Raw genomic sequence first — 13,074 nt, 5'->3', positions numbered from 1 at the left:
CCCACCGGCAGAGGAGACATCATGATCAATCGACGTCGTGCGGCATTCGCGGCCGCGGCGGTCGCCACCCTGGCGCTGACCACGGCCTGCGGCAGCAGCGGCACCCAGAGCGCCGGCACCACCACCACCGACAACGTCCAGCCCGCCGGCCAGGGCACCAGCGACTACGGCTCCTCCGGCGGCGTCGGCGCGGACGGCTACGGCGGCCAGGCGGGCGGCGCCAGCGGCAGCGGCAAGGCCCCGAAGGCCGCGCCCAGCGCCGGGAAGCTGGCACTGCACCAGGACGCCAAGCTCGGCACGGTCGTCGCCGACTCCAAGGGCATGACCCTCTACCGCTTCGACAAGGACACCCCGGACCCCGCCAAGTCCAACTGCAACGGGTCCTGCGCCACCACCTGGCCGCCGGTCCCCGCCGACGGCGCCACCGCCCCGGCCGGCATCGACGAGAGCAAGCTGGGCTCGGTCACCCGCGCCGACGGCGTCAAGCAGCTCACCATCGCCGGCTGGCCCGCCTACCGCTACATCAAGGACACCAAGGCCGGTGACACCAAGGGCCAGGGCGTCGGCGGCACGTGGAACGCGCTGGCCCCCGACGGCAAGAAGGCCGGCGCCCAGGAGCCCAGCGACGTCTCGGTGTTCAACCACCCCGACCTCGGCGGCATCCTCGTCGACGGCAAGGGCCGCACCCTCTACCGCTTCAACAAGGACAGCGCCTGGCCGATGAAGTTCGGCTGCAACGACGCCTGCCTGGACACCTGGAAGCCCGCCAAGCCCGCCGACCGCTCCAAGCTCAAGGGCATCGCCCCCAAGCTCATCTCCACCGTCACCCGCCCCGACGGCACCCGCCAGCTGGCCGTCGACTGCTGGCCGGTCTACTGGTTCACCGGCGACGAGCAGCCCGGCGACATCAACGGCCAGGGCAAGATGGGCCTGTGGTTCGCGGTCTCCAAGCAGGGCAAGAAGATCACGACGACGCCGGAGGGCTGACCCGCCCGTCCTGCGACGGCACTCCGTCCCGCGGGAACTCGTCGTCCAGCGCCAGCACCTCGGCGTCCGGCCTCTCGTCCGTGGCGCGCGGCCCCAGCCAGGTGACCGCCAGCGCCACCGCCACATTCACGGCGAGCCCGACGATCCCCGCGTTCATCCCCCACACCGGGTCGTGTCCCCCGAACACCAGGACACAGACCAGCGTGAAGCCCGCCACCAGGCCGCTCACCGCGGCGTGCAGCGTCAGCCGCCGCCACACCAGCCCCAGCAGCAGCATCGGCACGAGCTGCGCCATGCCCTCGTACGAAATCAGGGACAGCCGGACGAGGGTGTCGGGGGCGGTGTAGGTCAGCAGCAGTGCCAGCGCCCCGGCCACCACCACGACCAGCTGCGACCACAGCTTCTGACGCCCGCCCGTCGCCTCTCCCCCGCCGTCCCCGGAAGCCGCCCCGGCCGCCCCCTTGTGGAGACGAGGGATCGCGCCCAGCACGCTCCTCCCCCACATCGTGCCGATGACCAGCATGAACACGGCCATCGGCACGATGGAGGAGAGGGCGGCGGCCGCCCCTACCAGCCCCACGGCCCAGGCCGGAAGGGAGTCCACCACCATCTTGAACAGCGCGAGGTTGGAGTCCGCGCCGGTCAGGCCGGGCACCACGAACAGCGCCGCCATACCCAGCAGCATCGGCACGAACAACAGCACGTTGTAGAACGGGAGGTAGAGGGCGTTGCTGCGCAGCGCCTCGGCGTTGCGGGCACCGAGATAGCCGGCCACGGTCGTCGGGAAGATCACCACGGTCAGGGAGTTGACGAGGGTGGTGGTGACGAACCAGACCTGGCCCAGTCCGCCCGAGGCGTGCCCCGGGAACGTCAGCCACTGCGGCTTCTCGTGGACGAGCCGTTCCAGGAAGGGCCCGTAGCCGTCGAAGTAGTGCAGCGGCACATAGATGGCGAGGAAGCCGAGGGTGCCGATGACGAGGACGTCCTTGAGCACCGAGACCCAGGCGCTGCCGCGCAGCCCGCTGATCACCACGAAGCCGGTGGTGACCGCGAAGGCCAGGAAGTAGGCCCAGTTGAGGCTAATGGCGCCGTAGGAGATGGTGGAGACGACCACGCCCATGCCGGTGATCTGCAGCTGGATGTACGGCAGCAGACAGACCGTGGCGAGGAGGGCGACGGCGGCGCCGAGCCAGGGCGCGCGGTAGCGGTGCGCGATCATGTCGGTGATCCCGACCAGGCCGTGCCGGCGGGCGTAGGCCCACAGCATCGGCCCGACGACGTACCCCAGGGCGTAGCCGCAGGACATGTAGGCCAGCACATAGAGCACCGGGGCACCGGAGTTGTAGCCCCAGCCGGCCGCGCCGAGGTAGCTGAAGCTCGTATAGCTCTCGCCGGCCATCAGCACCCAGATGAAGACCGTGCCCATGCTCCGGCCGCCCACCGACCACCCGGTGAGCCCCCCGCCCGCGCCCTTCCCCCGCACCGCGAGCAGGCCGAGGGCGACGGTGAGGACCATGAAGCCGCCGAAGACGGCGGTCGAGACCGCGGCGTTCATATCCGCCCCCGGGCCCGGTCACCGCGCCGGGCCAGCCACACCGCGAGCGGGGTGGCCAGCGTCGCCAGCAGCATCCAGAAGAACAGGAACGGCAGACCGAGCACGGTCGGGGTCACATGGTTCACCAGCGGCAGCACCGCCAGGAACAGCACATACGGCAGCAGCAGCCACAGCAGCGCGGGACGCCTTCTCGAACCCGGGGGCGGGCCGCCGGAGGTCTGGTTTCGCTTTCGCACGACCCGAGAGCCTAGGGGACACCGGCCCGCGGTCACCTGGACTGTGTCGACCGCAACACGGCCCAGACCACCAGCCGGTAGGTGGAGGTGTACTCCGGCGTACAGGTCGTCAGGGTCAGATAGGCGCCCGGCGCGGTGAAGCGGTAGGCGGGGTGCACGCTGCTGTACGGGACCGCGGCGAGGACCGTGCCGTCGCCGGGGGTGGTCCGCGGCAGGGTGCGCCGCACGGCGTAGGTGTAGCGGGCCTCGGCGGTGTCGACGAGGACGGTGTCGCCCGGGCGCAGCCGGTCGAGACGGCGGAACGGCTCACCGTGGGTGTTGCGGTGCCCGGCCAGCGCGGCATTGCCGGCCCGGCCGGGCTGCGCACTGTGCGGATAGTGGCCGACGTAGCCCCTGTTGAGGACCGCGGCCTTGCCGACGCCCTGGGCGATGGGGGCGGTGAGCCCGATCCGGGGGATGCGCAGGACGGCGTACGCCCGGTCCTCGGGAGGCGCCGGTTTCCGGTTCCCGGTGCGGTGGGCGGGCGGGCCGGACGGCGGGGCGCTCGGTGCGGTGCGCGCGCCCGGACCGTCGTCCCCGGGCGCGGGGGCCGGGCCGGGTGCCGGCGGCCGGGCGTCCCACTGCCGCTCCAGCCGGCCCACCTGGTCCCGTGCCGCGTGCTGTGCCTGACGGTTGGTCCACCACAGCTGGTGGACGACGAGCAGCAGCAGGACGACGCCGAGCGTCACCGCCAGCTCCGCCGCCGTCCACAGCGCCCGCGCGGCACGGGAGCGACGGGTGCGCCGCCCCTGTACGACTACCGGTATCCGCTCCCGCACGCGGGCACGGTAAGCCCTGCGGGCACAGGTCACCAGAGGCGCGCACGGTCCGGCCGGCGGACGGGGTCAGCCGCCGAAGGCCTGCGAGACGGTGTAGATGCACAGCCCGGCCAGCGCGCCGACGACGGTGCCGTTGATGCGGATGAACTGCAGGTCCCGGCCGATGTGCGCCTCGATCTTCTTCGAGGTGTGCTCGGCGTCCCAGCCGGCGACGGTGTCGGTGATCAGGGAGGTGATCTCGCCCTGATAGGTCGTCACCACATAGACGGCCGCACCCTCCAGCCAGTTGTCCACCTTGTCCTGCAGCCGCTCCTCGCCGGCCAGCCGCCGGCCCAGGGACAGCAGCGCCGCCCGTACCCGCAGCCGCAGTTCGCTGCGCTCGTCCTCGGCGGCGGCGACGATCATCGCGCGGACCGAGCCCCAGGCCGAGGCGATCAGATCCTGCACCTCGCCGCGCCCCAGCACCTCGGACTTCAGCCGCTCGACCTTGGCCCGGGTCCCCGGGTCGGACTGCAGGTCCTCCGCGAAGTCCCGCAGGAAGCGGTCGATCGCCCCGCGCGCCGGATGCTCGGGCATGTCCCGCATCTCGGTGACGAAGCGCAGCAGTTCCTTGTAGACCCGGTCACCCACCTTGCGGTCGACGAACCGCGGGGTCCACCCCGGTGCGCCGCCGGAGACCGCGCTCATGACGGAGTCGCCGTGCTCGACCAGCCAGTCGTGGGCGCGGGCGATGACCAGGTCCACCACCCGCCGGTGGCCGCCCTCCGCGACGATCTTCTCCAGCATGGTGCCGACACCGGGCGCGATCTCCACGGCGTCCGCCCGGCGGGTGATCGCCTCGCCGACCACCGCCTGCACATCGGAGTCGCGCAGCACGGTCAGCGCGCCGCGCAGCGCGGTGGACAGCTCCTCGGTGACCCGGTCGGCGTTCCTGGGTTCGGCGAGCCAGCCGCCGAGCCGGCGGCCGATGCCGACGGAGCGCAGCCGGCGCCGGACGACCTCGGCGGAGAGAAAGTTCTCCCCGACGAAATCGCCCAGACTCTGACCCAGTTGGTCCTTTTTGGTGGGAATGATCGCGGTGTGCGGAATGGGCAGCCCCATCGGCCGCTTGAACAGCGCGGTGACCGCGAACCAGTCGGCCAGCGCACCGACCATCCCGGCCTCGGCGGCCGCCGCGACAAACCCGGTCCAGCCGCCCGCCCCGGCGGATCCGGCCCATTTCGCCAGCACATAGACCACGGCGACGGCCAGCAGCAGGCCCGTGGCCAGCGTCTTCATCCGGCGCACTCCGCGCCGGCGCTCCTCGTCGGCGACGCCGAAGACGAAACCGCCGCCGGGCGCCGTGCCCGCCGCCGGCACCCGCTCCGCCCGGGGCGCCGCATCCGCTCCTGTGCGTTCCATCCGCTCCACCGCTCCCACCGTGCCCCCGCCGTCCGTACGCCCTATCCTGCTCCGCACGACGGCCACGTTCCGGCCGTCATCCCACTGTGACCTACTCCTGGAACGAACCACGAGTTCCCCGCGTCCATGCCGTGGAGGCATCGAGCGGGGTGCCGGGCGGCTCCCCCGCGGTCCGTGGGATCATGAGGGACCGATCGGACCGCAACGGTGCCGCTGATCATCCGCTGCCCTTGCCCGCCCGGAGCGTGCTGCTCCGCTTTACCCAGGAGACCTCTCCCGCATGAAGAAAAGTGTGGGTTACTCCCTGCTCGCCGGTCTGGCGGCAGTGGTGGTGCTGATCTCGACCGCGATATTCGTCGGCTTCGGCGGCGAGAGCGGCGGCCCGGGCAGTTCCTCGCACAAGCCGCGCGACCCCGCGGCCCCCGCGGTCTCCGGACAGTGGGTCGGCACCTGGTCGGCGGCCGCCGCGGCGGCCGAGCCCGGCACCCTGAACGGCTACGCGGGCATGTCGATACGCAATGTCGTGCACACCAGCGTCGGCGGCTCCGGCGTCCGCATCCAGCTCTCCAACCTCTACGGCACCCGGCCGCTGGTGGTCAGCCACGCCTCGCTGGCGCTGGCCGCCGCCCCCAGCAACCCCACCGCCGCGACCGGCACCATGCGGCGGCTGGCGTTCGGCGGCAAGCCCGCGGTGACCATCCCGGCGGGCGGCGCGGTCACCAGCGACCCGACCCGGCTGAAGGTGCCCGGCGACGCGGACCTGCTGGTCACCACCTACTCGCCCTCCCCCTCGGGCCCCGCCACCTACCACCCGTACGCCCGGCAGACCTCCTACCTGGCGCGCGGCGACCGTGCCGAGGACGCCACCGGCGCCGCCTACACCGAGCAGAGCCCGTACTGGCGGTATCTGACCGGTGTGGACGTGTGGAGCACCGAGGCCCGCGGCGCGGTCGTCGCGATCGGCGACTCGATCACCGACGGCATCACCTCCACCCCCGGTGCCAACCACCGCTGGACGGACTTCCTCGCGGCGCGGCTGCGCAACGAGCCCGGCGCGCCCCGCTACGGCGTCCTCAACCAGGGCATCAGCGGCAACCGGCTGCTGGTCAACGGCAGCCGCTTCTCGCCGAACAACGGGCCCAGTGTGCTGTCACGCCTGGAGCGCGACGCGCTGTCCCGTACCGGTGTGAAGGCCGTGATCGTCGAGATCGGGCTGAACGACCTGTTCAAGTCCCCACGGCAGCTGGACCCGGAGAAGATCGTCGCGGGAATGCGGGAGATCGTCCGGGAGGCGCACGCCCGCGGGCTGCGCGTCACCGGCAGCACCCTTACGCCGTTCGGGGGGCACCGCGGTTACTCCAACCAGCTGAACTCGGTCCGCGAACAGGTCAACCGCATCATCCGCTCCGGCACCGTCTACGACGAGGTCGTGGACTTCGACAAGGCGCTGCGCGACCCGTCCGCGCCGGTGCGGCTGCGCCCCGCCTACGACTCCGGCGACCATCTCCACCCCAGCGACGAGGGCTTCCGCGCCATGGCGAACGCCGTGAACCTCGCCCACCTCAGGCAGGCGGCTCCCGCCGCGCTGTAACCCCAACGGAGCAGGCGCGCCGCCCCGGTTCGGACAAACCCTGCGGACACGCCCCGCGGACAAGCCCTAGTCCAGCTCCTTGCGCCCGTCGTCCTTGAGGCGGCGCCGCTCCTCCTTCAGGCGGCGCCGCTCGGCCCTGGGCAGCTTGCGCTCCACGCTGACGCCGCCCATCAGTGCCAGGCCCCTGACGACCACCCGGGGCGCGCCGGGCTCGCCCGGTGTCCCGTCCTCCCGCGCGTCGAAGCCGCCCATGATGCCGAGCCCGCGCACATCGACCTCGACGCCCGGCGGCACCACGATGTTCACCCCGCCCATGAGCACCCAGCAGTCGATGACGACCTCGGGTCCGGCGAATTGCGCCTCGCGCAGATCGATCTGGCCGCCGCCCATGAGGCAGGCCGCCGTGAAGCGCCGCCCGATCGTCCAACGGCCCTTGCGCTGGAAGCCGCCCATGAAGGAGAGGCCGACCGCGGACCCTTGCGTGCCGCTGACGATCCGCTCCGCCCACCGGGTCGGCGCACCGCTCTCCTTGCGCAGCGACAGCGGCGCCGGGCCGCCCGCCGCGGCCACCGGCAGATCGGCGGTGAGCGGCTCCAACTCCCCGTAGGTGCGGGCCTTGTACGTCGCGTCGAGCCGCTCGTCGAACTCCTCCATCGCCAGCCGCCCCTCCGCGAGGGCGTCCCGCAGGATCTCGGCGACCCGCTCACGGTCGGTGTCGGAAGCGCGCAATTCCGGGAGGTCTTCAGTCATACGGACACATTAGAGCGCGTCGCCCGCCATGCCCCCGTTCTCCACGACATCCCGCCGCTTCCCGCCGCCCGCGTACAGCTCGGCGATCAGGGTCTCGATGTCCGGCTCCCGCACCGACAGGTCCACCAGTGGATAGCGCTCTGCGACCGCCGCGACCAGCGGTGCCGCGCTCTGCGACGCCGGGAACGCCAGCCACTGCCGGGGCCCGTCCACCCGGACCGTACGGGCGCCCGGTACGCCCTCGATGGGCGGCAGTTCCCGCGCCAGGTCCACCACCAGCGTCCGCTCGCCCTCGCCGGCCGCCCGCAGCCCGTCGAGCCCGCCGTCGTAGACCAGATGACCGTGGTCGATGACCATCACCCGGCGGCACAGCTGCTCGATATCGGTGAGGTCATGGGTGGTCAGCAGGACCGTGGTGCCCCGCTCGGCGTTCACCTCGCGCAGGAATTCGCGCACCTTCGCCTTGCTGATCACATCGAGGCCGATGGTCGGCTCGTCCAGATACAGCACCTCGGGGTCGTGCAGCAGCGCCGCCGCGATATCGCCGCGCATCCGCTGCCCCAGCGACAACTGCCGTACGGGCACGGTCAGCAGCGGGCCCAGGTCCAGCAGTCCGACACAGCGCTCCAGGTTGGCGCGGTAGACGGAGTCCGGGATCCGGTACATCCGCCGCACCAGCTCGTAGGAGTCCTTCAGCGGCAGGTCCCACCACAGCGTGGTGCGCTGCCCGAAGACCACCCCGATCCGGCGGGCCAGCCGGGTCCGCTCCCGCGCCGGGTCGATGCCGGCGACCCGCAGCCGGCCGCCGCTGGGGACGAGGATGCCCGTCAGCATCTTGATGGTGGTGGACTTCCCGGCGCCGTTCGGCCCGATGTAGCCGACCATCTCGCCGCGCGGCACCCGGAAGGAGATGCCGTCGACGGCCCGGACCTCCTGCCGCACCCGCCGCAGCCGGCCCGCCCTGCGCCGTACCGAGAAGACCTTCTCGACACCGTCGGCCTCGATCAGCTGCTCCGCAGCGCCGGCACCGCTCACCACACCCACTCCTCCGTCGTCCCGTTCGCGGCCCGCGCCATGACGTGCCCTCAGCTGCCGGTGCTGCGGTACCCCCGCAGCCCCACCCGCCACGCCAGCCCGGCCCCCGTACACATCAGCGCCGCCACCACCGGCCCCAGGAAGTCCACCCAGCCCGGCAGCCCCAGCGGGTCGGGGTGGCCCAGCAGCCGCAGCGCGGGCAGCCAGTTCACAAAGGCCAGCGGAACGAGGTAGGTGACCCCGCGCACCAGCTCCTTGGCGAACACCGTCGGCGGGTACTGCAGCAGCGCATTGCCGCCGTAGGTGAAGGAGTTCTGCACCTGGGCCGCGTCCTGCGCCCAGAACTGGAAGGCGGCCCCGGCGGTGAAGACCGCCGCGAAGATGGCCGTGCCGCACACCGCCATCAGCGGCACCATCAGCACCCGGCCCACCGTCCAGTCCACCTCGATACGCGGCAGCGCCCAGCCGAGCACCAGCAGCGCCTGGGTGACCCGGCCCACCCGGCGCAGCGCGAAGCGGTCCGCCGCGATCTGTGCGAAGACCGGTACGGGGCGCAGCAGCAGCGTGTCGAGGGTGCCGTCCCTGATCCGCCGGCCCAGCCCCTCGATGCTGCCCAGCAGCAGATCCGCCAGGCCCAGCGCGATCCCGGACGTCCCGTACAGGAAGGCCACTTCGGGCAGCGTGAAGCCGCCGAGGGCCTCGATCTGCGAGAACATCATCATGATCGCGACGAAGTCCAGACCGTTGGCCGCGAAGCTGCCGATCGTCATCATCACGAACGAGGTCCGGTAGGCGAGGGCGGCGCGCACCCACATCCGCACGATCAGCCCGTACGCGGACAGCCCCTGCGCCACCGCCGCCGCCCGGCCGCGCCCGGCCCGCTCCGGCGCCTGCACGCTAGCCACCGTGCACCACCACCTTGCGGGTCGCCGCCGACTGCACCAGCCGCCCCAGCGCCAGCAGCGCCACCGCCCACACCGCCTGGAACAGCAGCCCCCGCACCAGCGCGTCGCCGCTCCGGACGCCCATCAGCACATCCGCCGGCACCTGCAGGATGGCCGCCCACGGCAGCAGCTGGACGACCTCCCCGAAACCGCCGGGGAAGACCCGCAGCGGCAGCACCATCCCCGTGAAGAACATGCAGGCCAGCCCACTGATCATGGCCAGACCCGAGCCGTCGAGGAGCCAGAAGGACGCCAGCGCGACGAGATACCGCAGCGCGAAGCTCACCAGCACCCCGAGCAGCACCGACAGCAGAAACCAGCCCCAGGTCAGCGCATCGCCGGGCAGCGCCAGCGGGAAGGCCAGGGCGCCCACCGCCATCGGCGCCACCCCGCGGCCGATCAGCTGCAGCCCGGCCCGCCCCAGATCCGTGGCCAGCCACCACAGCTGGAGATCCGCGGGCCGGTAGAGGTCCACCGCGATATCGCCGGTGCGGATCCGCTCCTGCATCTCGTCCAGCCCGCCGCCGCCCATCAGCGCCGCGGTGGCCAGCAGCGCCTGCCCGGTCCAGACGAAGGTCAGCGCCTGCGCCTGGTCGTAGCCGCCCAGATGCGGCCGCTCGTCCCACAGCGCGATGTACGTGTAGGCGACGATGAAGCCGAAGACGGTGTTGGTGAACACCCCCGCCGCGGTGGCGATCCGATAGGTGGCGTACCGCCGGAAGCTGCCGGCCGCCACCGCCGCGTACACCACGCCGCCCTCCCCCCAGCCCCGTTCTCGTCGGACGCGCAAAGCACCGGAGCCTAAGTCGCGGGCACGGCGGGCACCATCGAATTATCACCGCTTCGGGTGAGCCGTGGGCGCCATTCAGCCGGTCAGGTGGCGGACTCCGGTGCGCGCCACCCCCGCTGACCGGGACGCATGATGCGAGAGTTTCCCAGCGGGCGGCAGTTGCTCTTCCGGCGTACCGCGCGCAGTCCCCCGACACGACACCGTCCGCCGCAGTACAACCTTCGGCGGCGGCCGAGGAGTCCATACCGACATGAGCGGACAACGCACAGGCTGGCGCCGTGTCATCCCCACCTGGCGCACGGTGCTGGGCACCGGGCTGCTGTTCCTGCTGCTCGTCGTCGGCGGGATGATCGCCGGCTATCTGCTCGTCGGCATCCCGCCGGCCAACAGCGCCGCCAAGGCCCAGAGCAACATCTACCTCTACTCCGACGGCTCCGAGCTGGCCCACGACGGCGAGATCAACCGGCAGAACGTCACCCTCAGCCAGATCCCCCGGCCCGTCCAGCAGGCCGTACTCGCCGCCGAGGACCGGGACTTCTACTCCGAGTCCGCGGTCGACCCCGCCGCGATGGTCCGGGCCGCCTGGAACACCCTGACCGGCAAGGGCAAGCAGTCCGGCTCCACCATCACCCAGCAGTACGTGAAGAACTACTACCTCGGCCAGGAGCAGACCCTCACCCGCAAGGCCAAGGAGTTCTTCATCGCCATCAAGCTGGACCGCGAGGTGAGCAAGGACAACATCCTGGAGGGCTACCTAAACTCCAGCTACTACGGCCGCAACGCCTACGGCATCCAGGCCGCCGCCCGGACCTACTACGGCCGCGACGCGGAAGCGCTGACCACCGCCCAGGGCGCGTATCTCGCGTCCCTCCTCAACGCCCCCAGCGCCTACGACCTCACCGCGCACCCCGAGAACCGGCAGCGGGTGCTGTCGCGCTGGAACTACGTCCTGGACGGCATGGTGACGAAGAAGTGGCTCGCCCCCGCCGAGCGGGCCGCGCTGGAGTTCCCCACGACGAAGCCCGCCAAACCTTCCCCCGGACTCTCCGGTCAGCGCGGCTACCTCGTCGAAGCGGTCAAGAACTACCTCACCGGCCACCACATCCTCGACGAGGACACCCTGCGCGGCGGCGGCTACCGGATCACCACCACCATCAGCAAGAAACGCCAGAACGCCTTCGTCAAGGCGGTCAACACCCGGGTGATGGACCGGCTCGACGACTCCCGGAAGGTCGACCGCTACGTCCGGGCCGGCGGCGCCTCCATCGACCCCGCGAGCGGCCGGGTCGTCGCCCTCTACGGCGGGATCGACTACGCCAAGCAGTACGTCAACGGCGCCACCCGCAACGACTACCAGGTCGGCTCCACCTTCAAGCCGATCGTCTTCGCCTCCGCCGTACAGCACCGCTCCACCACCCAGGACGGCACCCGGATCACCCCGAACACCGTCTACGACGGCACCAACAAGCGGATGACGGTCAGTCACGGCCGCGCCACCGGCTTCGCGCCCGCCAACGAGGACGACCGCTCCTACGGCCCGATCACCGTCACCGAGGCCACCGACAAGTCCGTCAACGCCGTCTACGCCCAGATGGGCATCGACGTCGGCCCCGCCAAGGTCAAGGCCACCGCCGTCGCCCTGGGCATCCCCGCCGACACCCCCAGCCTCGCCTCCTCCCAGGGCGCCGTCTCGCTGGGCACCGCCACCCCCAGCGTCCTGCACATGGCGCAGGCCTACGCCACCCTCGCCGACCACGGCACCCACCGGCCGTACACCCTGGTCGACAAGGTCACCAAGAGCGACGAGGAGATCGAGCTGCCCGAGCGCGAGGAGACCGCCGCCGTCCCGCGGACCGCCGCCGACACCACCACAGCCGTCCTGCGCGGCGTCGTCGACGGCGGCACCGGCACCGCCGCCCAGGGCGCCGGGCGGCCCGCGGCCGGCAAGACCGGCACCGCCGAGGAGGACAAGGCCGCCTGGTTCGCGGGCTACACGCCCGAACTCGCCACCGTCGTCGCCGTGCTGGGCCAGAACCCGGAGAGCGCCGCACAGGAGCCCCTGTACGGCGCGGGAGGCCTGTCGCGGGTCAACGGCGGCGACTACCCCGCCCAGATCTGGGCCGACTACACCGCGGCCGCACTGAACGGACGCCCGGTCCGCGACTTCGACCTGCGCCTGGAAGCGGGAGCCGAACCGTCCTCGCCCGAGCCGTCCGGCAGCGATTCGCTGTCACCCGGCGCCTCGGGCACCCCGACGCCCGGCTCGACCGAATCGCCCACCGACCCCGTCCCGCCCACCGTCGCCCCCACCCGGCCGACCGTCGAACCCCCCACCCCGACGCTCCCCACCGAGCCCGGGCCGACCACACCGCCCACGAACGACTTCCCCACGGTGCAGCCGCAGAGCGACGAGCTGGAGCGGCAGATGCAGTGGAGGTGGGACGGATAGCGGCGCGCGCCCGTGCTTTCCACGGGAGCGCGCCGCGCGTCCGCCGGGCGGGCGTCAGTGCCCCGACGTCGCCTTGAGCCCGACCACCGCCACGAGCAGCAGACAGATGAAGAAGATCCGGGCCGCCGTGGCCGGCTCGCCGAGCACCATCATGCCGACCACCGCCGCACCGGCCGCCCCGATGCCGACCCACACGCCATAGGCGGTACCGATCGGCAGGGTCCGGGCCGCGTACGAGAGCAGCAGCATGCTGGCGACGATGCCCGCGCCGGTGAACACACTGGGCCACAGCCGGGTGAAGCCGTCGGTGTACTTCATACCGATCGACCAGCCGACCTCCAGCAGACCGGCGACCACGATCAGGATCCAGGCCATGACGGCACCTCCGCGAAAGAGCTTCAACAGGGGTGCGTCGTCTTGTCCTGACCCGGTACGGCGCGTCTCGTCGGGTGTCTCCGAGGCTAGCAAAAGGCAGCAGAACGGGCGGTGACCCCGGTCACCGCCCGCTTCCTGGGGCT

The 13,074-nt window shown here is 71.9% G+C and carries 12 protein-coding genes and 1 riboswitch; of the genes, 3 read left to right on the top strand and 9 right to left on the bottom strand.

Going from position 1 to position 13,074, the window contains the following annotated elements; all coding sequences use genetic code 11:
* Positions 1 to 21 precede the first annotated feature (21 nt).
* A complete protein-coding gene (locus STRNI_RS26655; protein ID WP_159488147.1) occupies positions 22 to 987 on the top strand; it encodes an SCO0930 family lipoprotein in 966 nt (321 codons plus the stop codon).
* On the opposite strand, the gene STRNI_RS26650 is transcribed toward STRNI_RS26655, so the two are convergent.
* The 4 genes from STRNI_RS26650 to STRNI_RS26635 form a co-directional block, all read right to left on the bottom strand.
* A complete protein-coding gene (locus tag STRNI_RS26650) occupies positions 965 to 2,542 on the bottom strand; it encodes a sodium:solute symporter family protein (protein WP_159488146.1) in 1,578 nt (525 codons plus the stop codon). The two genes, STRNI_RS26655 and STRNI_RS26650, sit on opposite strands and share 23 nt — an antisense overlap.
* Positions 2,539 to 2,778: a DUF3311 domain-containing protein gene (locus tag STRNI_RS26645; protein WP_018091328.1), complete on the bottom strand. Its 240-nt coding sequence runs from the start codon at positions 2,776 to 2,778 to the stop codon at positions 2,539 to 2,541. The genes STRNI_RS26650 and STRNI_RS26645 overlap by 4 nt, the downstream gene beginning before the upstream one ends.
* Before the next feature lie 32 nt (positions 2,779 to 2,810).
* Positions 2,811 to 3,596 carry a class E sortase gene (locus STRNI_RS26640; RefSeq protein ID WP_277412144.1) on the bottom strand — a complete coding sequence of 262 codons (786 nt, stop codon included), beginning with the start codon at positions 3,594 to 3,596 and terminating at the stop codon, positions 2,811 to 2,813.
* A gap of 66 nt (positions 3,597 to 3,662) precedes the next feature.
* Positions 3,663 to 4,997, bottom strand: coding sequence for a DUF445 domain-containing protein (locus tag STRNI_RS26635; protein ID WP_266443294.1), 1,335 nt, complete (start codon positions 4,995 to 4,997; stop codon positions 3,663 to 3,665).
* 280 nt (positions 4,998 to 5,277) lie between these two features.
* Here STRNI_RS26635 and STRNI_RS26630 point away from each other — a divergent pair, with 280 nt between their 5' ends.
* Positions 5,278 to 6,588, top strand: coding sequence for an SGNH/GDSL hydrolase family protein (locus STRNI_RS26630; protein ID WP_018091325.1), 1,311 nt, complete (start codon positions 5,278 to 5,280; stop codon positions 6,586 to 6,588).
* A 66-nt stretch (positions 6,589 to 6,654) separates the two neighbouring features.
* On the opposite strand, the gene STRNI_RS26625 is transcribed toward STRNI_RS26630, so the two are convergent.
* The 4 genes from STRNI_RS26625 to STRNI_RS26610 form a co-directional block, all read right to left on the bottom strand.
* Positions 6,655 to 7,338 (bottom strand): DUF1707 SHOCT-like domain-containing protein, encoded by a 684-nt coding sequence (locus STRNI_RS26625; protein ID WP_018091324.1) that lies wholly within the window; start codon positions 7,336 to 7,338, stop codon positions 6,655 to 6,657.
* Positions 7,339 to 7,347: 9 nt separating this feature from the next.
* Positions 7,348 to 8,376, bottom strand: coding sequence for an ABC transporter ATP-binding protein (locus STRNI_RS26620; RefSeq protein WP_159488145.1), 1,029 nt, complete (start codon positions 8,374 to 8,376; stop codon positions 7,348 to 7,350).
* A gap of 47 nt (positions 8,377 to 8,423) precedes the next feature.
* The gene (locus STRNI_RS26615) at positions 8,424 to 9,188 is read right to left on the bottom strand and encodes an ABC transporter permease (protein ID WP_229838218.1); all 765 of its coding nucleotides are present in this window, start codon (positions 9,186 to 9,188) and stop codon (positions 8,424 to 8,426) included.
* Positions 9,189 to 9,270: 82 nt separating this feature from the next.
* A complete protein-coding gene (locus STRNI_RS26610) occupies positions 9,271 to 10,068 on the bottom strand; it encodes an ABC transporter permease (protein WP_018091321.1) in 798 nt (265 codons plus the stop codon).
* Between the two features lie 289 nt (positions 10,069 to 10,357).
* On the opposite strand from STRNI_RS26610, the gene STRNI_RS26605 reads away from it, so the two are divergent.
* Entirely contained in the window at positions 10,358 to 12,556 is a 2,199-nt protein-coding gene (locus tag STRNI_RS26605; protein ID WP_266443004.1) for a transglycosylase domain-containing protein, read from the top strand.
* 54 nt (positions 12,557 to 12,610) lie between these two features.
* On the opposite strand, the gene STRNI_RS26600 is transcribed toward STRNI_RS26605, so the two are convergent.
* The gene (locus tag STRNI_RS26600; protein WP_018091320.1) at positions 12,611 to 12,931 is read right to left on the bottom strand and encodes a DMT family transporter; all 321 of its coding nucleotides are present in this window, start codon (positions 12,929 to 12,931) and stop codon (positions 12,611 to 12,613) included.
* Between the two features lie 31 nt (positions 12,932 to 12,962).
* A riboswitch (guanidine-III (ykkC-III) riboswitch) is annotated at positions 12,963 to 13,023 on the bottom strand.
* Positions 13,024 to 13,074: the final 51 nt, after the last annotated feature.

This window comes from Streptomyces nigrescens (assembly GCF_027626975.1).
In the GTDB taxonomy this organism is placed as follows: domain Bacteria; phylum Actinomycetota; class Actinomycetes; order Streptomycetales; family Streptomycetaceae; genus Streptomyces; species Streptomyces nigrescens.
Note: the sequence above shows the minus strand (reverse complement) of the source record. Positions and strands in the feature narration are given on the sequence as shown.